This window comes from Streptomyces sp. WAC00040 (assembly GCF_056835925.1).
Genome location: NZ_JAKQZE010000001.1, coordinates 421,434 through 444,312 on the forward strand (window position 1 = coordinate 421,434; position 22,879 = coordinate 444,312).

Consider the following 22,879-nt stretch of genomic DNA (forward strand, 5'->3'; position numbering starts at 1 on the left):
CGGCCTCTCCCGGCGGGCCGGGAGGGAGGTGCTCAGGAGTGGACGTGTAAGGAAACACGCCGAGGGTCAAGGTTACGGGCCGCCGCTCGGAGGGTCAAACCGGCCCCGCGCCTCCGACTTCCAGGCCCACCGGCCGCTACCCGCCCGGGTACCGCGGTCCATGCGGCCCCGTCGTCCGGCGTGGCGCGCGCAACCCGTGCGAACGACGCACCGGCTGGGCCGTGCCGCGTGCCGCGGGGCGTTTCCCGGCCCCTGCGCGGTACGTCGCGTCCGTACGCCGCACGGACGGCGGTGGGCCCCCCTCCGCGCGGGAGAGGGGCCCACCGCCGTTACCGCGGGTGCCGTGACCCGGCTACGCCTCCGTCGTGTCCGACGAGACGCCAGGAGCCGGCGTCTGCTCGGCGGCGACGGTCTTCTTGGAGGCCTTCTTCGCCGTCGTCTTCTTCGCAGCCGTCTTCTTGGCGGTGGTGGTCTTCTTGGCCGCCGCCTTCTTCGCCGTGGCCTTCTTGGCGGTCTTGCGGGCCGCCTTCTTGGCCGCCGGCGCCTCGGCTCCGGCCTCGTCCGGCTGAGCCGGCTCGGGCTCGGCCACCGCCTCCGGCTCGGCTGCCTTGGGCTCCGCGGCGACCACGACGACCGCGGCCTCCTCGGCGCCCGACGGCGAACCGGCGGGAGCCGTGACCTTGCGGGTCACCCGGCGGCGGGCACGCGGCGGAGCCGCGGACGGCGCCTCCTCCACGACCGGGGCGGGAGCGGCCTGGACCGCCTCCGGCTCGGCCGGGGCAGGCGCGACCGGAACGGTCGTCTCCACCACGGTCGGCTCCGACGTCACGGGCGGGCCCGCCGGAGCGGACGCCTTCCGCGTGGCACGGCGCCGGGTACGGCCCGCGGGGGCCGCCTCTACCACCGGCGCCACGACCGGCGCGGGCTCCGCGGCGGCGGGCTCCGCCGCCGGGGCCTCCGGCTCGGAAACGGGCTCCGCCACAGGCTCAGCCGCCCTCGGTGCGCCGGCCGGGGCCGACACCTTGCGGGTCGCACGACGACGGCCACGGCCGCGCGTCGCCGCCGCTTCTGCCTCCGCCGCGCTGCTGTACAGCTCCTCGTCCGGTACGAACTCGGGCTCCGCGAGCGCCACGGGTGCCGCGGTCTCGGCGGCGACCTCCGCCTCCGTCTCGAGCTCGGCCTCGGTCTCGACCGCTTCCGGACGGCCCTCGATCTCCTGACCGGCACCACGGCCGCGCTTCTTCGAGCGCTTTCCGCCACCGCCGCCGCCCACGGACGTCGGCTGCTCCATGTGCACGATCACGCCGCGGCCGTTGCAGTGGACACAGGTCTCGGAGAACGACTCCAGCAGGCCCTGGCCGACCCGCTTACGCGTCATCTGGACCAGGCCCAGCGACGTCACCTCGGCCACCTGGTGCTTGGTCCTGTCACGGCCCAGGCACTCCAGGAGCCGCCGCATGACCAGGTCGCGGTTGGACTCGAGCACCATGTCGATGAAGTCGACGACGACGATGCCGCCCAGGTCGCGCAGGCGCAGCTGGCGCACGATCTCCTCGGCCGCCTCCAGGTTGTTCCTGGTGACGGTCTCCTCGAGGTTGCCGCCCTGCCCGGTGAACTTCCCGGTGTTGACGTCGACCACGATCATGGCCTCGGTCTTGTCGATCACCAGCGAGCCGCCGCTCGGCAGCCAGACCTTGCGGTCCAGTGCCTTCATGAGCTGCTCGTCGATCCGGTGGACGGCGAAGACGTCGGTCTCGCTGGTCCAGCGCTGCAGCCGGTCGACCAGGTCGGGCGCCACGTGCGAGACGTAGCCGTGGATGGTGTCCCATGCCTCGTCGCCGCTGACGACGACCTTGGAGAAGTCCTCGTTGAAGATGTCGCGGACGACCCGGACGGTCATGTCCGGCTCGCCGTAGAGCAGCGTCGGCGCGTTGCCGCTCTTCGCCTTCTTCTGGATGTCCTCCCACTGCGCCTGGAGACGCTCGACGTCACGGCGCAGCTCGTCCTCGCTGGCGCCCTCGGCGGCGGTGCGCACGATCACGCCCGCGTCCTCGGGGACGATCTTCTTGAGGATCGTCTTCAGACGCGCGCGCTCGGTGTCGGGCAGCTTGCGGCTGATGCCGGTCATCGAGCCCTCGGGCACGTAGACCAGGTAACGGCCAGGCAGGGACACCTGGCTGGTGAGCCGGGCGCCCTTGTGGCCGATCGGGTCCTTGGTCACCTGGACCAGGACCGACTGGCCGGACTTGAGGGCGGCTTCGATACGGCGGGGGCCGCCCGACATGCCGAGGGACTCGAAGTTCACCTCGCCGGCGTACAGCACCGCGTTGCGGCCCTTGCCGATGTCGACGAAGGCGGCCTCCATGGACGGCAGGACGTTCTGGACCTTGCCCAGGTAGACGTTGCCGACGTAGCTGGTGGCCTGCTCCTTGTTGACGTAGTGCTCGACGAGCACGTTGTCCTCGAGGACGCCGATCTGGGTGCGCTCGCCGCTCTGGCGGACGACCATCACACGCTCGACGGCCTCGCGGCGGGCCAGGAACTCCGCCTCGGTGATGATCGGCACCCGGCGGCGGCCCTGCTCACGGCCCTCACGGCGGCGCTGCTTCTTGGCCTCGAGACGCGTCGAGCCCTTGATGGACTGGACCTCGTCGCTCGGCTCCTCCTTCTTGCGGGGCTCGCGGACCTTGACGACCGTGCGCTCCGGGTCGTCGGTGACCGCTTCGGCCTCCGCGGCACCGTCACCGCTGCGACGGCGACGACGGCGGCGACGACGACTGCTGCTCGTGCCGGCGGCGGAAGGAGTCTCCGTCTCGGTCTCGTCCTCCTCTTCGCCCTCTTCCTGCGCTTCCTCCGCCTCGGCGTCCGCGTCCTCGGCCCGCTCCTCCGCGGACTCGTCCGCATCGGGGGCCTCGCCACGGCGACGGCGGCGGCCACCACGACGGCGGCGGCGCGACGGGCGGTCCTCGTACTCGTCCTGCTCCTCGGCCTCGGCCGCTTCCGCCTCCTCGGGCTCCGCCTCGTCCTCGGCCGATACGGCCTCGGCGACGACGGGCTCGGCGACGACGGGCTCGGCGACGGGCGCCTCCACGGGCTCCGCGGGCTCCCCACGACGGCGGCGACGGCGGCGGCCGGCCGGCTCGGCTGCCGCCGTCTCCGCCGCGGGCGTCACCGCGGTCTCCTCTTCCTCTTCCGGCTCGGGGCCGGTCGCCGCGGCGGCGGCCGCGGCCGCGGCGGTCTCCGGGGTCTGGAACATCGGCTCGGTGAAGACCGGGGCCCGGAAGGTCGGTACGGCCGGTCGCTGGGCACGGCGACCCCGGGCGGGCTCTTCCTCGGCGGCCTGCTCCGCCGTGGCGGCAGGCTGCGAGGTGAACTGCGGCGACACCGCGCGACGGCGCGAGCGGCCACGGGTGGCGGCCTTCTCGGCTGCGGCGACCTCCGCCTCACCGGCGGTGATCTGGGAGACGGCGCTCTCGGGCAAGCTCTCGCCGGCCTCGGTGATCTCCTCGCCGGCGGCCTGCGGTGCGCCCGCGGGGGCGGTCGCCTTACGGGTGGCACGGCGACGGCCGCGCGGCGCGGCCGCCTCTTCCTCGGCCGGCTCGCCCTCTTGCACGGTCCCGGTCCTCGGCGCTCCGGCGGGCGCGGACGCGCGGCGGCGGGTACGCCGGGGGGCGGGTGCTTCCTCGGCGGCCTCGACCGCCGCGGCCTCCTGCTCCTCGGCCACGGTGGTCTCCTCCTCGTCGGCCTCGGTGACCGGGACGGCGGACTCGGCCGGCGCCTCGACGGCCTTCGGCGCGCCGGCGGGCGCGGAGGCACGGCGGCGGGTACGCCGGGGAGCGACGGACTCCGCCTCGGCGGCCGGCGCCTCCTCTGCGACGGGCTCCGGCTGCGCGGTCTCGACGGTCAGCGGCTCGGCGGACTGTGGGGCGCCGGCGGGCGCGGTGGCCTTACGGGTGGCACGGCGGCGTGCTCGCGGCGCGGGCTCCGTGGTCTCCTGCGCGGCCTGCTCGGCCACCTCCGCCGGAGCCGCCTGCGCGGCGCTGCCGGCCTCGGCGGTCGGCGCCGCTTCGACGGCGGCCGGCGCACCGGCCGGAGCGGAGGCGCGGCGGCGGGTGCGGCGCGGCGCGGGGGCCTCTTCGGCGACCGGCTCCGCGGCTTCCACGGTGACCTCGGACTCCACGGCCCCGACCGCCTGCGGCGAGCCCGCGGGTGCGGTCGCCTTACGCGTGGCACGGCGGCGCGCGGGCCGCGTGGCGGCGGCGTCCTCGGCGGACCCGCCGGCGACGGCCGTCTCCGGCTCGGTGACCTCTGCGGTCTGCGGGGCGCCGGCGGGCGCGGTGGCCTTACGGGTGGCACGGCGGCGGGTGCGCGGCGCGGCTTCCTCGGCCTCGCCACCGGCGGCGGCATCGGCCTTGACGGGCTCCGCGGTCTGCGGCGGACCGGCCGGGGCCGTCGCCTTGCGGGTGGCACGGCGGCGCGCCCGCGGTTCGTCGGTCACGGCCTTGGCGACCTGTGCGGCCTCCGCGGCACCGGCGTCGGCGGGCGTCTCTTCGCGAGCGTCACCGGATGCCTCCACCACGGCGCCCACTGCGGCCACTGCAGGAACGACCGCCTCGGCGGCCTGCGCCTGCGCGGCGGCGGACTCCCCCGTCTTCGGGGCTCCCGCGGGCCGCGACGCGGCGCGGCGCCTGCGGCGCGGCGGCAGCGTGTCGCTGGGGCTGTTGTTGTCTTCGTTCTCGTTGTTTCCGGCGGTGCCGGTTTCGTTCGACTCGAGCATGCGGGCGGTTCTCCCGTCACGCTCCCGGGCGCCGCGCCTGTATCCGGTCCGGCCGCGGCCCGCGTGATGTGCGCGGTGCCGCCGTCCGGGGCGCGGGCGCCGCACGGGAGCTGATGTCTGGCTCGCCGGTTCCGTACGCGATGTACGTACGGCCTGGCGAAAGTCTTGTGTGTCAGCACGCGGCCCGACCCAGGTGGCTCCCGAGTGCAAGAGCCGCGCTACGACGACCGTCCTTACGCGGCGGGACCTTCCGGCGCCGTCGCAGAGGCGGTCCCGGCGGCCGTGGGTGGAGCGGCCGGAGCTGCCTCGCGGTCGGGCGCGAGCGGGTCGGTCACCGTGCCGGACTCCTCGTCGAAGAGCCCCTGCGCCAGCCTGGTCACCGCTGCGGGGACCGGCGGCGCCAGGTCGGCCACAGCTCGGAGACCGGACAGGACGTCGTCGGGTCGCACGGCAGGTGTCACGTGCCGAACAACCAGGCGCAGTATCGCACAGGGCGTGTCCCCGGTCCTATCGGACGCCTCGAGTGCCGCGACTGCGCCTCGGGCGTCGAAGGTGCGCATGCCGCTCTTCGTCTTCCGCCGGACCTCGACGGTCTCTGCGGCGAGGAAGGCGGCCACGGCACTTTCCGCGTCCCGGGGCTCGACTCCGTCCAGGCGCAGCTCCCACACGGAGGCGGTGAGCCGGTCCGCGAGGCCCGAGGTACGGGCCTCGACGGCGTCGATGATGTCCAGCCCGTCCGGCAGCGACTCGTCCAGCAACTCGCGAAGCTTTTCCGGGTCGCGGTGGTCGGTGAGGGCGATCTCCAGGAACTCGGCCTCGCTGCCCGTGCCGGTGGGTGCGGCATTGGCGTACGACACCTTCGGGTGCGGGGTGAAGCCGGCCGAGTACGCCATGGGCACCTCGGCGCGCCGCAGTGCCCGCTCGAACGCACGCTGGAAGTCACGGTGGCTGGTGAACCGGAGGCGGCCGCGCTTGGTGTAGCGCAGTCGGATGCGCTGCACCGCAGGTGCGGGCGGCGGGCCTTCGGGCTGTCGCTTGCCCAGTGGTTCTTCTCCTCGGTGTGGAGCGGGCGCGGGTGGCGCGCCGCCCTCAAGGTGCGGGGTGCTCCCCGGGGGCCGACCGGTTCACCCCTGCTTGTGCAGGGAGATCTCGGGTTCGGCCGCCACGCCGGGAACGGTCTGTGTTTGTTGTCTGCCACCCAGGTTACGCGCCTGACCCGCCGTACCCACCACGGGCCGCGGCTCGCGGGGCGTGCCGATCAGCGCACGCCAGGCGTCGCGCCGTGCCTGACGTACGGTTTCTCGCGCCGACGCCAGCGCCGCCCTGGTCGCGCGGCCCGCCTGCACGGCGGCCTTGGCGGCCGGGCGCCACACGGCGTCGCGCACGAAGTGCCCGACGGGCGTGCACACGCCGCGGTAGAACCAGCTCGCGGGGCGGCCGACGAGGTTCCACGCGAGCCACTTCAGTGCGCGGCCGACCGCACGCGAGACGTAGCCGGCGATCCGCCAGCCCACGGCGACCGCCGCCGCGATCTCACGGCCCACAGGGGCGAGGACGTACCGGTACAGCCACACGACGGGGACGACGAGCAGCGTCCGCACCAGCCATGCCAAGCCCAAGCCGAGGGCGCGCAGGAGCCGGGCGATGGCGTGGCCGAGCGGGGTCAGGAGCTGCCGGTACACCCACACCACGGGCACCACCAGCCCGTACGTCACCACCGGCACGACCACGTACCGCCACAGCGCCACCCACGGCCAGTAGAACAACGCCTTGCCGAGCAAGGTCAGCACGGCAGCGATCCCGTGCCCGAGCGGGGTGAGAAGCGTGCGGTTCATCCACCGCGCCGGGGCGAGGAGCAGGTGCTCCACGAGCCAGGCGATGCCGTGGCCGAGCGGGGTCAGCAGCTGCCGGTACACCCACACCACGGGCACCACCAGCCCGTACGTCACCACCGGCACGACCACGTACCGCCACAGCGCCACCCACGGCCAGTAGAACAACGCCTTGAGGATGACGGTGGCCACCCACCCCACGGCGCGCGCCACGGGGGTGAGCACCTTCTCGAAGATCCAGGTCAGCGCCCGCCCGAGCGGCTTCAGCAGCACCCGCTCGACGGCCCGGCCGCAGAGGACGAGGACGTCCCACACCATGCGCACCGGGACGACGACGAGCACCACGACGACACGCACCGGGATCCGCACGACCTGGGCGAGGCAGCCGTCGCCCGGCTCGTAGTCCTTCGGCGCCTGGTGGGCGCCGTGGCGCGGCGGCGCGGCGGTGTGCGGCGGCTTTTCCAAGTCCATGTCAGAGATGACGCATCATGGGCCCGTTCGGATCCAGTACCTGCGCTTTTCCCCCCGCCGGTCCTCGAACAGGCCGCCGTTCGCCTCGATGGCCTTGCGCGAAACCGACGTTGTCGTGTTCGCAGGTGAGCAGCACGGAATCGAGTATGAGCCGCCGTGCCGGGGCCATGGACCCGCCCGGCATCGCGGTGGCGTGACGTGCGGGGCGATGAGCCGTGGCACCGCCCCACTGTCGCGAAAGGAAGAAGGCCCGGCCACGGGTTTCCCCGCGGCCGGGCCGTCCCCCGAGCCGTGTTACTTGACGACGGTCAGCGGGAGCAGCTTCTTGCCCGTCGGACCGATCTGGATGTGCGTGTCCATCTGCGGGCACACGCCGCAGTCGAAGCACGGCGTCCAGCGGCAGTCCTCCACCTCGGTCTCGTCGAGGGCGTCCTGCCAGTCCTCCCAGAGCCAGTCCTTGTCGAGACCGGAGTCGAGGTGGTCCCAGGGCAGGACCTCCTCGTAGGTGCGCTCACGGGTGGTGTACCAGTCGACGTCGACACCGAAGTCGGGCAGCGTCTTCTCGGCGCACGCCATCCAGCGGTCGTACGAGAAGTGCTCGCGCCAGCCGTCGAAGCGGCCGCCGTCCTCGTACACGGCGCGGATGACCGCGCCGACACGGCGGTCACCGCGCGACAGCAGGCCCTCGACGATGCCGGGCTTGCCGTCGTGGTAACGGAAGCCGATCGAGCGGCCGTACTTCTTGTCGCCGCGGATCTTGTCGCGAAGCTTCTCCAGACGCGCGTCGGTCTCCTCCGCGCTCAGCTGCGGCGCCCACTGGAACGGCGTGTGCGGCTTGGGCACGAATCCGCCGATGGACACCGTGCAGCGGATGTCGTTCTGCCCGGAGACCTTGCGGCCCTCGGCGATGACCTTGACCGCCATGTCACCGATCTGGAGCACGTCCTCGTCGGTCTCCGTCGGCAGACCGCACATGAAGTACAGCTTCACCTGACGCCAGCCGTTGCCGTACGCGGTGGAGACCGTACGGATCAGGTCCTCCTCCGAGACCATCTTGTTGATGACCTTGCGCATGCGCTCGGAACCGCCCTCGGGGGCGAAGGTCAGACCGGACCTGCGGCCGTTCCTGGTCAGCTCGTTGGCGAGGTCGACGTTGAACGCGTCGACGCGGGTCGACGGCAGCGAGAGGCCGATCTTGTCCTCTTCGTACCGGTCCGCGAGGCCCTTGGCGATGTCGCCGATCTCGCTGTGGTCCGCGGAGGACAGCGACAGCAGGCCGACCTCTTCGAAGCCGGTCGCCTTGAGACCCTTCTCGACCATGTCGCCGATGCCGGTGATGCTTCGCTCCCGCACGGGGCGCGTGATCATGCCGGCCTGGCAGAAGCGGCAGCCGCGGGTGCAGCCGCGGAAGATCTCGACGGACATCCGCTCGTGGACGGTCTCGGCGAGCGGGACCAGCGGCTGCTTCGGGTAGGGCCACTCGTCGAGGTCCATGACGGTGTGCTTGGACACCCGCCACGGCACGCCCGACCTGTTGGGGACCACGCGGCCGATGCGGCCGTCGGGCAGGTACTCGACGTCGTAGAAGCGCGGCACGTACACGTTGCCGGTCTTCGCGAGACGGAACAGGACCTCCTCGCGCCCGCCCGGGCGGCCCTCGGCCTTCCAGGCGCGGATGATCTCCGTCATGTCGAGCACGGCTTGCTCGCCGTCGCCGATGACCGCGCAGTCGATGAAGTCGGCGATCGGCTCGGGGTTGAACGCCGCGTGCCCGCCGGCCAGCACGATCGGGTGGTCCACCGTGCGGTCCTTTGACTCCAGCGGGATGCCCGCGAGGTCCAGGGCCGTGAGCATGTTGGTGTAACCGAGCTCGGTGGAGAAGCTCAGCCCGAAGACGTCGAACGCGCCGACGGGCCGGTGGCTGTCCACGGTGAACTGCGGGACCTTGTGCTCACGCATCAGCTCCTCGAGGTCCGGCCAGACGCTGTACGTGCGCTCGGCCAACACGCCCTCGCGCTCGTTCAGCACCTCGTAGAGGATCATGACGCCCTGGTTGGGCAGACCGACCTCGTAGGCGTCCGGGTACATGAGCGCCCAGCGGACGTCGCAGGACTCCCAGGGCTTGACGGTGGAGTTCAGCTCACCGCCGACGTACTGGATGGGCTTCTGCACATGCGGGAGCAGCGCTTCGAGCTGTGGGAAGACCGACTCGGCAGACATGGAAACCTTCGTGGGCTGGCAAGGGGGCGACTCTCAAGCGTACCCGCACGCTCAGCGGCCGAGCGCCGCCCGGATCCGGGGGGCCGACGCCTCCACCCACACCCCGGGCAGCTCGGCCTCCCGCGCCTCGGCACGGGACTCCTCCCGGCCGTACAGCAGTCCCCAGACGAAGGCGGTCTCCCCTGCCGCGTGCGCCCGGACCGCGAGCTCGCGCAGCGCCTCCCGCGCGACGACGCTGTCCTGGTGGTCGCCGAGCACGGTCTGCACAGCCTTCATGCGCTTCCCGAACCGTTTCGCGGCCTTCCCGAGCGCGGGCCTCGCGACCTCCGCCGCGTACCGCGCGCGTTTGGCCGCCTTGCGGGCGTCGTGCATGGCGTGGTCCCGCTCCTCCCCCTCCGGCAGCGACAGGGCCCTGTCCATACGGGCGGCCAGCCGGTCGTACTCCTTCAGTACGGCCTTGGCGAGTACGTCCTTCGGCGCTCCCGCGGCCGCCTTCAGCAGCGGCGGACGGGCGCACAGCGCGTCCAGCGCGTCGAGCAGGGCGAGATAGCGGTCGCTGTCGAGCGCGGCGGTCACCGTCTTCCGCGCGTCGGCGGCGCCGGCCACGGCCCACGCGGCCAGCCGTGCCTCCACCGGGCCGAGGAGCAGCGTCACGGGCACGTCGTCGACCCGCTCTGCCAGCCGCTCCGCGAGCACCTCCTGGTCACGGGCGACGCCCAGCTCCCCGGCGAGCCACTTGAGCTCGTCGATCATGGGCCCCGTGACATCGCGGTCGACGACCTTCCGGTAGCTCCGCAGGGCACTGCGCAGCCGCCGGGTGGCGACCCGCATCTGATGCACGGCGTCCGGCAGGTCGCGGCGCACCCCGGGGTCGTGGGCGACGACCGAGGCGACCTCCTTCTCCAGATAGGCGAGAACGTGATCGCCCGCCGTCCGTGCCTTCCCCCGCCCCTGACGCTCTGCCGGACCCGCCCCGGTCTCGGTCAGCGCCCTGGCCAGCTTGGACGGCGCGACGGCCTTACGGACGCCGGCCTTCTTGAGTTTCTTGTCCACGGCGTCCAGGAACGCGGGTTCTTTGCCGTCGGCGAGCTCCACCTCGATCTCGTCCCACTGAGCCGTGCCCTCACCGCCGTGGAGCCGCTCCGCGACGACGGCGTCCCGGCTGAGCTCCGCCAGGAGGGCGCCGTCGGCGTCCACGAGGTGCTGTACGTCCCGCGAGGACAGCAGCCGCACCACGGGGACGAGCTCCCGGCCCCGCGCGTACGCCCGCACGAGTCCGGCCAGCTCGTCGGGCACCCCGTCGGAAAGGGGCGCGGTGATCTCGTCCCGCACTCCGGGCGCCACGGGCAGCTTGAGATGCCACCCCGCGTCGGCGCCTCCGGTTCTGCGCCGCAGGGTGACGGACGAGGCTGCCAGCCTCAGATCGGCGGTGTCGTAGTAGACGGCATCCAGCTCGGCCGCGCCCTTCCCCACGACGCCGGCCACACCGTCCACTTCGGTCAGGTCGGGCAACGGGGTGTCGGGGGTGGCTTCGTACTTCCGCTCGATCTCGCGCTTGGTGTCCGCCATACCATCGAATCTAGCCGCGCGACCGCCGATCATGCAGGCCCACGCGACTTTCCGCGACCGGGCGCACCGAGCCCGGACCTCCTGCCGCGGTCTCGGGCCGACGCCAGCCCCTTCCCGAACGGCGCCCCTGCCCCGCCAGGGGCGCCACGCCCCTGAGACGGGACGCACTCGAGAGCGCCGCGCACACGGGGCCGGGCCGACCGGCCCCGGGCGGCACACAGGGACCCGGGGGCGCGGCGCCCCCGGGTCCCTGTGTGCCGCCCGCTAAGGGCTACGCGCTCATGGGCCGTTGCACCCTGATCGACTGCAGCAGCCCGATCGCGATCCACACGGCGAACATCGACGTGCCTCCGTACGACACGAACGGCAGCGGCAGGCCGGCGACCGGCATGATGCCCATCGCCATGCCGATGTTCTCGAAGGACTGGAAGGCGAACCAGGCGATTATCCCGGCGGCCACGATCGTCCCGTAGAGCTCGGTCGTCTCGCGGGCGATCCGGCAGGCCCGCCACAGCACGATGCCGAGCAGCACGAGGATCAGTCCGGCGCCGAGGAAGCCGAGTTCCTCGCCGGCGACGGTGAAGATGAAGTCGGTCTGCTGTTCGGGCACGAACTGGCCGCTGGTCTGGTGGCCGTTGAAGAGCCCTTCGCCGTACAGCCCGCCGGATCCGATCGCGATGCGCGCCTGGTTGGTGTTATAGCCGACGCCGGCCGGGTCGAGTTCGGGGTTGGCGAAGGCGGCGAAGCGGTTGATCTGGTATTCGTCGAGCAGTCCGAGCGCCGCGACGGCGATCGCGCCTGCCGCTCCGGCACCCATCAGGCCGAGGACCCAGCGGTTGGACGCGCCTGAGGCGAGCAGCACGCCGAGGACGATGACGACCATGACCATGACCGAGCCGAGGTCGGGCATCAGCATGACGATGATCATCGGCAGGACGGCGAGTCCGAGCGACTTGGCGACGGTGCGGTGGTCGGGGTGCACCTGGTCCCCGGCGTCGACGCGGGCCGCGAGCATCATCGCCATCCCGAGGATGATCGTGATCTTCACGAACTCGGAGGGCTGGAGGGAGAAGCCGCCGCCGAGCTGGATCCAGGCGTGCGCGCCGTTGATGGTGGCGCCCAGTGGGGTGAGGACGAGCAGCACGAGCACGACGGAGAGCCCGTAGAGGAACGGGACGGCACCGCGCAGGGTGCGGTGGCCGAGCCAGATGGTGCCGACCATCAGCACGAAGCCGATGCCCGTGTTGAGCAGGTGCCGGACGAGGAAGTAGTACGGGTCGCCCTGGTTGAGTTCGGTGCGCCCGCGCGTGGCGGACCACACGAGGAGCGCGCCGACCAGCGAGAGCGTGATCGCGGAGAGCAGCATCGGCCAGTCGAGCCTGCGCACCACGGAGTCACGGGCGGTGAGCCTGGTCCAGACCCCGCCGCGCTCCGGGCCGTATCCCGGGACGGAGAAGCCGCCTGCGCCTGTCATGTCTCAGTCCCTCCGCGATGCGGGTGTTCCCGCGAGCACTGGTTGGGCGTCCTGCGGCTTCGGAGGAACGTAGGGCTTGACCTCGGGGGCGTCGATCGAGCCGTCCGGGGAGATCTTGGGCAGGGTCTGCTGCGGCTTGGGCAGCAGGGCCCGCTTGAGGTCCTGGTTGCCTTCCTTGTCCAGGCCGTACATCGCGTCGTAGATGTTGCGCACGGCGGGACCGGAAGCGCCGGAGCCCGTACCACCCTGGGAGATCGTCATGACGATCGTGTAGTCGTCGGTGTAGGTGGCGAACCACGAGGTGGTCTGCTTGCCGTAGACCTGCGCGGTGCCGGTCTTGGCCCTCATCGGGATCTTGTCCTGGGGCCAGCCGCCGAACCGCCAGGCGGCGGTGCCGCCGGGCTCGATGACGGAGCGCAGGCCCTTGTCGAGGTCCTTGATGGTTTCGGCGTTCACCGGCAGCTTGCCGTGGGACTTGGGCTTGATCTCTTCGATCTTCTTGCCGTCGGGGCTGACGACGGCCTTGCCCACGGTGGGGTTGTAGAGGGTGCCACCGTTGCTGATGGCGGCGTAGGCGGTGGCCAACTGGACGGGGGTGATGAGTACGTCGCCCTGGCCGATGGCGAAGTTGATGCTGTCGAAGGCCTTCAGCTGGTTGCCTTCGAGGCAGCTCTCATAGGCGATCTGCTCGACGTAGGAGCCGCCCTTCTTGCCCTGCTTGCACCAGGAGTCCTTGTTGGCCTCCCAGAAGGCCTGCTTCCAGTGGCGGTCGGGGATGCGGCCCTTGACCTCGTTCGGGAGGTCGATGCCGGTCTCGGACCCGAATCCGAAGTCATGGGCGGTCCGGTAGAACCAGTCGTTGGCGTTCTTCTTGGGCTTGAGGCCGCCGTCGCGCTTCCACTCATCATGGCCGAGACGGTAGAAGACGGTGTTGCAGGAGTACTTCAGAGCGTCGCCGAGGGTGATGGGCCCGTGCCCCTGGGACTCGAAGTTGGCGAAGCTGCGGTTGCCCATGCTGTAGCTGCTGCTGCAGTTGTAGAGGTCGTCGAAGGGGTGGCCACCCCGCACGGCCGCGCTCGCCGAGACCACCTTGAAGACGGAGCCGGCGGGTGCCTGGCCCTGGGTGGCCCGGTTGAGCAGCGGGTAGTTGGAGTCCTTGCCGGTGAGCTTGGCGTAGTCCTTGGCGGAGATGCCGCCGACCCAGGCGTTGGGGTCATAGTCGGGCTGGGAGGCCATGGCGACGACCCGGCCGGTCTTGGCCTCCATGACCACGACGGCGCCCGCGTCGGCCTCGTACGGGCGACCGGTGATCTTGTCGGTCTCTCCCCGGACGGTCTTCATCGCCTGGTGGAGTTCGTATTCGGCGACGGCCTGGACGCGGGCGTCGATGCTGGTGACGAGGTGGGAGCCGGGCACGCCCGGGTCCGCCTCGGCCTCGCCCATGACCCGGCCGAGCTTGTCGACCTCGTACGACGTGACGCCGGCCTTGCCGCGCAGTTCCTTGTCGTAGGTGCGCTCGAGGCCGGAGCGGCCGACCTGGTCGGAGCGCAGGTAGGGCGAGTCGCTGTCCTTGGCCTTCTGGATCTCCTCGTCGGTGACGGGCGACAGATAGCCGAGCACCTGCGCGGTCCGGGCCTTGGCGGGGGCCGTGTAACGGCGTACGGCGGTGGGTTCGGCGGTGATGCCGGGGAAGTCCTCGGAGCGTTCGCGGATCTGCAGCGCCTGCTGCGTCGTGGCTTCGTCGGTGACCGGGATCGGCTGGTACGGGGAGCCGTTCCAGCAGGGCTGCGGTGTCTTGGAGTCGCAGAGGCGGACCTTGTCCATGACCTCCTTCGGCTTCATACCGAGGACGCCGGCGAGCCGGGTGAGGACGGCCTCGCCGTCGTCCTTCATCTTCAGCAGATCGGTGCGGGACGCGGAGACCACGAGCCGGGTCTCGTTGTCGGCGAGCGGTACACCACGGGCGTCGAGGATCGAGCCGCGTACGGCGGGTGTGACGACCCGCTGGACGTGGTTGCCGCTGGCCTCGTCGGCGTATTCGTCGCCGTTGCGGATCTGGAGGTACCAGAGCCGGCCGCCGAGGGTGAGGAGAAGGGAGAAGACGAGGACCTGGATGATGACGAGACGGATCTGGACCCGGGGGGTCCGGCCGGTCTCCGGAATGTTGCTCACGCTGCTGCCCCCTCGATCACAGTCGCTTGACTCCCTTGATGCGTCCGGCCCGTGCGGCCCGACTCTTCGCCGCCTTGAGCCGCAGTCCGCCGCGCTGGTCGCCGATGCGCAGTCCGGTGCCGGAGGCGAGCCAGCCCGCGGCCACGTCGGCGCCGCCGGCGCTCTGGCTCTCGGCGAGCGGGTCGTTCTCGCTGCGTCTGGCGAGCCACATGATCAGCGGCACGGTGAACGGCGCGAGGAGCAGGTCGTACACCGCGGCTGTGAACAGCAGGCTGCCCAGGCCGACATGGCGGGCGGCGGTGTCGCCGACGAGGGCGCCGACGAGGGCGTACAACAGCGTCGAACCGATCGCCGCCGCGACGACGACAGCCATCGGCCCGCTGGCCGACCGCAGTGGTTTGCCGTTCTCCGGGCGGACCAGACCGGCGAGGTAGCCGATGACGCAGAGGACGAGCGCGTAGCGGCCGGCCGCGTGGTCGGCGGGCGGGGCGAGGTCCGCGAGCAGGCCGGCGCCGAAGCCGATGAACGCCCCGGCCATGTGGCCGTAGACCATGGCGAGTCCGAGGACGACGAGCAGTACGAGGTCGGGCACCGCGCCGGGCAGCTGGAGCCGCGCGAGGACGGAGACCTGGATGACGAGGGCGACCACGACCAGCGTCGTGGAGAGCAGCATCCGGTTGACACGCATGACGGATCAGCTCCTACTGGTCGTCGTTCTGGCCTGTGGCGTCACCGGAGGCGCCGGGGTCGGGCCCGTCGCCCTGCACCTGGCCGTCGTCCTGGACCGGCGCCTCGCCCTCCGGCGGGGTCGCGCCGGGAGTGACGGTGACCGTGACGGTCGGCGTCGGCCTGGGGCCGGCGGGCTTCGGGGGCAGCACGGTGTCGCGGGGATCGGTCCGCGGCGCCTGGACCACGACGCCGACGATGTCGAGCCTGCTGAAGCCGACGTAGGGGCGTACGTAGACGTTGCGGGTGAGGTCGCCCCGGGCGGGGTCCACCCGGATGATCTCGCCGACCGGCACGCCGGGCACGAACGGCTTGCTGCCCTGGGAGCCGAAGGTGACCAGCCGGTCGCCCTTCTTCACCTTGGACTTGCCGTTGAGGAGCTGGACCAGCAGCGGCCGGTCGCCCTGCCCGGTGGCGAAGCCGAGCTCGTCGGTCTTCTCCATCCGGGTGCCGACGGTGAAGTCCGGGTCGCTGGCGAGCAGCACGGTCGAGGTGCGCGGGCCGACGGTCGTGACCCGGCCGACGAGTCCCTCGCTGTTGATGACGGTCATGTCGCGCGTGATGCCGTCCTCGGAGCCGATGTCGATGGTCACCGTCCAGGAGAAGCCCTGGGCCGCTCCTATGGCGATGACCTCGGCGCCCTTGATGCCGTACTGGCCGGCCGCAGCCGTTCGGATCATCCCGTCGAGCTGGCGGAGCCGGCTGTTGTTGCGCTCGTCGCTGCCGAGCCGCTGCTTCAGCTCGGCGTTCTCCAACTGGAGCTGCCTGATGCGGTCGTGGCGGTCACCGGACTCCCGGACCGCTCCGATCGCGTTGCCGATGGGGTCGACGGCGGCCGCGACGCCGTTCTCCACGGGCCCGAAGACCGACGCCGCGGCCTGCCGTGCACCGTCGACCGGTGACTCCTCACCGCCGCGGATGTCCACCGTGATCAGAGCGAACGCGATGGCGATCAGCAATGCCAGGAGCAGCCGGCTCTCCTTTGTGTCCCTCACGTGCGGCGGCCGTGCCTTCCTCGTAGGAATGGTCGTGTCGGTGGAGCAACGATCCTTCCCCGGTGTCGGGGGCGGGGAGGACCCCATGTGGGGGCCTCACAGCCCCCGTGCGGCGTATTGTCCGACTGTCTAACGACGCGGCTGGGCGTCCAGCACCTGCTGGAGCGCCTCGAACTCCTCGACGCACTTGCCGGATCCGAGCGCCACCGAGTCCAGGGGGTTCTCCGCGATGTGGATCGGCATACCCGTCTCCCGGCGGAGCCGCTCGTCGAGGCCGCGCAGGAGGGCGCCGCCGCCGGTGAGGACGATGCCGCGGTCCATGACGTCGCCGGAGAGCTCGGGCGGGCACTTGTCGAGGGTGGTCTTCACGGCGTCGACGATCGCGTTGACCGGTTCCTCGATGGCCTTGCGGACCTCGGCGGCGGAGATGACGACGGTCTTGGGCAGTCCGGAGACCAGGTCGCGGCCGCGGATCTCGGTGTGCTCCTCCGTCTCCATCTCGTACGCGGAGCCGATGGTGATCTTGATGTTCTCCGCGGTCCGCTCACCGAGGAGGAGGGAGTACTCCTTCTTGATGTGCTGGATGATCGCGTTGTCGAGTTCGTCGCCGGCCACCCGGATGGACTGTGCCGTGACGATTCCTCCCAGCGAGATCACGGCGACCTCTGTGGTGCCACCACCGATGTCGACCACCATGTTGCCGGTGGCCTCATGGACCGGGAGGCCGGAGCCGATGGCCGCGGCCATGGGCTCCTCGATGATGTGCACCTGTCGGGCGCCCGCCTGGGTCGACGCCTCGATGACCGCGCGGCGCTCGACACCCGTGATACCGGAAGGCACACAGACGACGACGCGGGGCCGGGCGAGATAACGGCGCTTGTGGATCTTGAGGATGAAGTAGCGGAGCATCCGCTCGGTGATCTCGAAGTCGGCGATGACGCCGTCCTTCAGTGGCCGGACGGCAACAATGTTGCCCGGCGTCCGGCCGATCATCTTCTTCGCCTCGGCGCCGACCGCGAGAATGCCGCCCGTGTTGGTGTTGATGGCGACGACGGACGGCTCGTTGAGAACGATCCCCCGGCCTCTGACGTACACCAGCGTGTTGGCGGTCCCGAGGTCGACAGCCATGTCACGGCCGATGAACGACATGTTGTTCCCCATGAGGATGCGTCTGGCCTTCCCAAATCGAGCATTGATGGCTTTTCAGGATGGCGAGGTGGGTGCTGTGGCGTGGAGGCTTACATCGTAGTGCCGCCTGCACGGACACCGCGCGGTGGTCCACCTCTTGTTTATGGTGACGATGCGTCGGAGCGATGCGTTCCCGCAATACCCTTGCGTATGCCGAAGGGCGACCGAAATTCCATCGGTCGCCCCAGGACAACAGCGCTGTATGGCTGACGTGCTGTCAGAAAAGGCCTGGAAAGGGGCAGGCCTCAGCCTTCCTGGAAGAACAGCTTCAGTTCCCGGACGGCGGACTCCTCGGAGTCCGAGGCGTGGATCAGATTCTCCCGGACGATCGTGCCGAAGTCACCCCGAATGGACCCAGGAGCGGCCGCGATCGGGTCGGTCGGACCCGCCAGTTGGCGTACGCCGTCGATCACGCGCTCACCCTCGACGGCCATGACAACCACCGGGCCGGACAGCATGAACTCCACCAGCGGCTCGTAGAAGGGCCTGCCGACGTGCTCGGCGTAGTGCTGCTCCAGGGTGGCCCGGTCGAGCGTGCGCAGCTCCAGCGCGGTGATCTTCCAGTCGGCCTTGCGTTCGATGCGGCCGATGACCTCGCCCACGAGTCCGCGACGGACGGCGTCCGGCTTGAGAAGGACGAGGGTGCGCTGAGTCATGGTGTGCGGCTCCTTGCAGGCCTGGATGTGTGCGGTCGGGCCGAGATTACCGGGTGTGACGCCGGGGGCGGCACCCGCCCCGTATCCACGGCGCCAAGGGCCTCGGCCGGCTACCCGGCGTCAGCCTCCGCCGACTGCGCGGCCCACCGTGCCTTCGCCTCGTCGATCTTGCGGCCGTAGTGGATGGAGGCCCACCACAGGCCGCCGAAGAGGACTCCGAGGAAGAACATCGCGGGAACGACGAAACCACTGGCGATCAGCGCGATCTGCAGCACCCAGCCGAGCTGGGTCCCGCCGGGGCGGGTGATCATGCCGCACAGCAGCAGCGACAGCAGCATCGCTACGCCGCAGACCGTCCAGACCGCCGCCATCGAGACGTCGTCCGACTTCATGGCCACGAGACCGGCGAAGCCGATCACGAAGAACTCACCGATCAGGGTCGACGCACAAAGCGTACGCACGGTGTCAGCCCCTCCCCAGCAACAGCCGGGCCTCGCCGACCGTGATCACGGAACCGGTCACCAGCACACCGGCGCCTGCGAACTCCGACTCCTCCTCGGCGAGCGTGATCGCCGCCTCCAGCGCGTCGTCGAGCCGCGGCTCCACGACCACCCGCTCGTCACCGAAGACCTCCACGGCGACGGCGGCCAGCGCGTCCGCGTTCATCGCACGGTGGCTGGAGTTCTGCGTCACGACGATCTCGTGGAAGATCGGCTCGAAGGCCTCCAGGAAGCCCCTGACGTCCTTGTCGTCGCTCGCGCCCACCACACCGATCAGCCGGGAGAAGCCGAACGACTCGGTGACGGCGGCCGCCGCCGCCCGCGCGCCCGCCGGGTTGTGCGCGGCGTCCAGCACGACGGTCGGGCTGCGGCGCACGACCTCCAGCCGGCCGGGCGAGGCCACGGTGGCGAACGCCCTGCGGATCGTGTCGGCGTCCAGCGTGCGCGTGTCACCCGCGCCGACGCCGAAGAACGCCTCGACCGCCGCGAGCGCCACCGCCGCGTTGTGCGCCTGGTGCGCGCCGTAGAGCGGGAGGAAGACCTGCTCGTACTCGCCACCCAGGCCGCGCAGGGTCAGCAGCTGCCCGCCGACCGCGACCTCGCGCGAGACGACGCCGAACTCCATGCCCTCGCGTGCGACGGTCGCGTCCGCCTCGACGGCCCGCTTCAGCATCACCTGGGCGGCGTCCACCGGTTGCTGCGCCAGGATGACGGTCGCGCCCTGCTTGATGATCCCGGCCTTCTCCGCGGCGATCTCGGCGGGAGTGGTGCCGAGCCGGTCGGTGTGGTCCAGGTCGATGGGGGTGACGACGGCGACCGAGCCATCGATCACGTTGGTCGCGTCCCAGCTGCCGCCCATGCCGACCTCGACGACGGCCACGTCCACGGGGGCGTCGGCGAAGGCCGCGTACGCCATGCCCGTGAGCACCTCGAAGAACGACAGCCGGTACTCCTGGCGCGCGTCGACCATCTCGACGTAGGGCTTGATGTCGTTGTACGTCTCGATGAAGCGCTCGGCGTCGATGGGAGCGCCGTCCAGGCTGATCCGCTCGGTGATCGACTGCACGTGCGGCGAGGTGTAGCGGCCGGTGCGCAGGTCGAAGGCGGAGAACAGGGCCTCGATCATCCGGGCCGTGGACGTCTTGCCGTTCGTCCCCGTGATGTGGACGGACGGATAGGCCCGCTGCGGCTCGCCCAGCACGTCCATCAGCGCCTCGATACGGGCGACGGAGGGCTCCAGTTTCGTCTCGCCCCAGCGCGTGGCGAGATCCGCCTCGACCTCGCGCAGCGCCCTGTCCACCTCCGGATCCGCGGGGCGGGAAGGCACCTGGTCGGCCTGCGGCGATCCGGCCTGCGCGCGCAGGGTACGGCTGCCGGCCTCGATCACCGCCAGGTCGGGGTCGCGGTCGGTCTCTGCGTCGACGATCTCGTCGAAGGCGTCGGACTCGTCGAAGGCGTCGGGCTGCTCACTCACGGGTCCAGTCTACGGAGGGGCGCCGACGGATACGGCCGAGGCCCCGGGGGCGTCCCCGGGGCCTCGGCCGTATCGCGTTCTTGCGGCTCAGCTCGCCGGCAGGTTGTCGAGCTGGGTGTTGATCCGCGCGATGTCCTCCTCGGCCTTGGCGAGCCGGGTGCGGATCTTGTCGACCACGTTGTCCGGTGCCTTGGCGAGGAACGCCTCGTTGCCGAGCTTGGCGGTCGCCTGGGCCACCTCCTTCTCCGCCGCGCCCAGGTCCTTCGTCAGCCGCTTGCGCTCCGCCTCGACGTCGATCGTGCCCGACAGGTCGAGCGCGACGGTGGCACCGGCGACGGGCAGCGACGCGGTGGCATGGAAGCCCTCGCCCTCCGGCTGGAGGCGCAGCAGCTGCCGGATCGCGGCCTCGTGCGGGGCGAGCGCCGTGCCGTCGAGGGTGAGCCTGGCGGGGACCTTCTGACCGGGCTGCAGACCCTGGTCGCTGCGGAACCGGCGGACCTCGGTGACGACCCGCTGGACGAGCTCGATCTCCCGCTCGGCGGCCTCGTCGCGGAAGGCGCTGTCGGCCGGCCAGTCGGCGATGACGAGCGACTCCTTGCCGGTCAGCGCGGTCCACAGCGTCTCCGTGACGAACGGGACCACCGGGTGGAGCAACCGCAGCATGACGTCGAGGACCTCGCCCAGGACCCGGGCCGAGACCTTGGCCGGCTCGCCGCCCGCGAAGAACGTCGTCTTGGACAGCTCGACGTACCAGTCGAAGACCTCGTCCCAGGCGAAGTGGAAGAGGGTCTCCGACAGCTTCGCGAACTGGTAGTCCTCGTAGTACGCGTCCACCTCTGCGACGGTCGTGTTCAGCCGCGACAGGATCCACCGGTCCGTGGAGGACATCTCCTCGGGCGTCGGCAGCGGGCCCTCGACGGTGGCGCCGTTCATCAGCGCGAAGCGGGTGGCGTTCCAGATCTTGTTGGCGAAGTTCCGGGAGCCCTGGACCCAGTCCTCGCCGATCGGGACGTCGACACCCGGGTTGGCGCCGCGGGCGAGCGTGAAGCGCAGCGCGTCGGAGCCGTACTTGTCCATCCAGTCCAGCGGGTTGACCGCGTTGCCGAAGGACTTCGACATCTTCTTGCCGAACTGGTCCCGGACCATGCCGTGCAGGGCGATGGTGTGGAACGGCGGTGTGCCGTCCATCGCGTAGAGACCGAACATCATCATCCGGGCGACCCAGAAGAAGAGGATGTCGTAGCCCGTGACCAGGACGGAGTTCGGATAGAACTTCGCGAGGCTCTCGGTCCGCTCCGGCCACCCCAGGGTGGAGAAGGGCCACAGACCCGAAGAGAACCAGGTGTCGAGGACGTCGGTCTCCTGGGTCCAGCCGTCGCCGCTCGGCGGTTCCTCGTCGGGGCCGACGCAGACGATCTCGCCGTTCGGGCCGTACCAGACGGGGATGCGGTGGCCCCACCACAACTGGCGCGAAATGCACCAGTCGTGCAGGTTGTCGACCCAGTCGAAGTAGCGCTTCTCCATCTCCTGCGGGTGGATCTTGACCCGGCCGTCGCGGACGGCGTCACCGGCCGCCTTGGCCAGCGGGCCGACCTTGACCCACCACTGCATGGACAGCCGCGGCTCGATGGTCGTCTTGCAGCGCGAGCAGTGGCCGACGGAGTGGACGTACGGACGCTTCTCGGCAACGATCCGGCCCTCCGCGCGCAGGGCGCCGACGATCGCCGACCGTGCCTCGAGGCGGTCGAGACCCTCGAAGGGGCCGTGAGCGGTGATGACGGCGCGCTCGTCCATGACCGCGAGGGAGGGCAGGTTGTGCCGCTGCCCGATCTCGAAGTCGTTCGGGTCATGGGCGGGCGTCACCTTGACGGCGCCGGTGCCGAACTCGGGGTCGACGTGCGTGTCCGCGACGACCGGGATCGAACGGTCCGTCAGCGGCAACTTGATCTGCTTGCCGATCAGGTGCTTGTAGCGCTCGTCGTCGGGGTGGACGGCGACGGCCGTGTCACCCAGCATCGTCTCCGCGCGCGTCGTCGCGACGACGATGGTGTCGTCGCCGTCGCCGTACTTCATGGAGACGAGCTCGCCGTCGTCGTCCTGGTACTCGACCTCGATGTCGGAGATGGCGGTCAGACAGCGCGGGCACCAGTTGATGATGCGCTCGGCGCGGTAGATCAGTTCGTCGTCGTAGAGCCTCTTGAAGATGGTCTGGACGGCCTGGGACAGGCCCTCGTCCATCGTGAACCGCTCGCGGGACCAGGCGACACCGTCGCCGAGGCGGCGCATCTGGCCGGAGATCTGCCCGCCGGACTCGCCCTTCCACTGCCAGACCCGCTCGATGAACGCCTCACGGCCGAGGTCGTGGCGGGACTTGCCCTCCTTGGCGAGCTCACGCTCGACGACGTTCTGCGTGGCGATGCCGGCGTGGTCCATGCCGGGCTGCCACAGCGTCTCGTAACCCTGCATCCGCTTGCGGCGGGTGAGCGCGTCGATCAGCGTGTGCTCGAAGGCGTGGCCCAGGTGGAGGCTTCCGGTGACGTTGGGCGGCGGGATGACGACCGTGAACGGCGGCTTGTCGCTCTGCGCGTCCGCCTCGAAGTACCCGCGTTCTACCCAGCGCTCGTACAACGCCCCCTCGACCTCGGCCGGCGCGTACTGGGTCGGCAGTTCGGGAGTGGGCGCTGTCTGCTGCTGAGTCTTCTCGGTCACGGGGCCAGTTTAGAGGTGTCATGGAGCCGTTCCGAAACTCGATTCTTCGGTAACGGTGTGCCCCCCGGAGCCCCATCGGGCCGGGGCTTGGGCCAGGATGTTCGAGACACACAGAC

At 71.0% G+C, this 22,879-nt stretch carries 14 protein-coding genes; all 14 read right to left on the reverse strand.

What is annotated here, in order from left to right; all coding sequences use genetic code 11:
* Window positions 1–352: 352 nt before the first annotated feature.
* The 14 genes from MDN94_RS01985 to MDN94_RS02050 all read right to left on the reverse strand — a co-directional run bounded on the left by MDN94_RS01985 (window position 353) and on the right by MDN94_RS02050 (window position 22,763).
* Window positions 353–4,777 carry an Rne/Rng family ribonuclease gene (locus MDN94_RS01985; protein WP_482724271.1) on the reverse strand — a complete coding sequence of 1,475 codons (4,425 nt, stop codon included), beginning with the start codon at window positions 4,775–4,777 and terminating at the stop codon, window positions 353–355.
* A 233-nt stretch (window positions 4,778–5,010) separates the two neighbouring features.
* The gene (locus MDN94_RS01990) at window positions 5,011–5,778 is read right to left on the reverse strand and encodes a TIGR03936 family radical SAM-associated protein (protein WP_482724272.1); all 768 of its coding nucleotides are present in this window, start codon (window positions 5,776–5,778) and stop codon (window positions 5,011–5,013) included.
* Between the two features lie 123 nt (window positions 5,779–5,901).
* Complete coding sequence (locus MDN94_RS01995) at window positions 5,902–7,074, reverse strand: hypothetical protein (protein ID WP_482726974.1); 1,173 nt, start codon at window positions 7,072–7,074, stop codon at window positions 5,902–5,904.
* 300 nt (window positions 7,075–7,374) lie between these two features.
* Entirely contained in the window at window positions 7,375–9,300 is a 1,926-nt protein-coding gene (locus MDN94_RS02000) for a TIGR03960 family B12-binding radical SAM protein (protein WP_482724273.1), read from the reverse strand.
* Between the two features lie 51 nt (window positions 9,301–9,351).
* Window positions 9,352–10,869: a CYTH and CHAD domain-containing protein gene (locus tag MDN94_RS02005; protein ID WP_482724274.1), complete on the reverse strand. Its 1,518-nt coding sequence runs from the start codon at window positions 10,867–10,869 to the stop codon at window positions 9,352–9,354.
* Between the two features lie 271 nt (window positions 10,870–11,140).
* Entirely contained in the window at window positions 11,141–12,343 is a 1,203-nt protein-coding gene (gene rodA, locus MDN94_RS02010; RefSeq protein WP_482724275.1) for a rod shape-determining protein RodA, read from the reverse strand.
* Window positions 12,344–12,346: 3 nt separating this feature from the next.
* On the reverse strand, window positions 12,347–14,515 hold the full coding sequence (mrdA, locus tag MDN94_RS02015; protein WP_482724276.1) for a penicillin-binding protein 2: 2,169 nt from the start codon (window positions 14,513–14,515) through the stop codon (window positions 12,347–12,349).
* A gap of 16 nt (window positions 14,516–14,531) precedes the next feature.
* A complete protein-coding gene (gene mreD / locus MDN94_RS02020) occupies window positions 14,532–15,203 on the reverse strand; it encodes a rod shape-determining protein MreD (protein ID WP_482724277.1) in 672 nt (223 codons plus the stop codon).
* A 13-nt stretch (window positions 15,204–15,216) separates the two neighbouring features.
* Window positions 15,217–16,236, reverse strand: coding sequence for a rod shape-determining protein MreC (mreC, locus tag MDN94_RS02025; RefSeq protein WP_441262999.1), 1,020 nt, complete (start codon window positions 16,234–16,236; stop codon window positions 15,217–15,219).
* A 129-nt stretch (window positions 16,237–16,365) separates the two neighbouring features.
* Entirely contained in the window at window positions 16,366–17,385 is a 1,020-nt protein-coding gene (locus MDN94_RS02030; protein WP_364588898.1) for a rod shape-determining protein, read from the reverse strand.
* 284 nt (window positions 17,386–17,669) lie between these two features.
* Window positions 17,670–18,080: a nucleoside-diphosphate kinase gene (ndk, locus tag MDN94_RS02035; RefSeq protein WP_005317637.1), complete on the reverse strand. Its 411-nt coding sequence runs from the start codon at window positions 18,078–18,080 to the stop codon at window positions 17,670–17,672.
* 110 nt (window positions 18,081–18,190) lie between these two features.
* On the reverse strand, window positions 18,191–18,541 hold the full coding sequence (locus MDN94_RS02040; protein WP_482724278.1) for a DUF4233 domain-containing protein: 351 nt from the start codon (window positions 18,539–18,541) through the stop codon (window positions 18,191–18,193).
* 4 nt (window positions 18,542–18,545) lie between these two features.
* A complete protein-coding gene (gene folC / locus MDN94_RS02045; protein WP_482724279.1) occupies window positions 18,546–20,054 on the reverse strand; it encodes a bifunctional tetrahydrofolate synthase/dihydrofolate synthase in 1,509 nt (502 codons plus the stop codon).
* A gap of 87 nt (window positions 20,055–20,141) precedes the next feature.
* Complete coding sequence (locus MDN94_RS02050; protein ID WP_482724280.1) at window positions 20,142–22,763, reverse strand: valine--tRNA ligase; 2,622 nt, start codon at window positions 22,761–22,763, stop codon at window positions 20,142–20,144.
* Window positions 22,764–22,879 lie beyond the last annotated feature (116 nt).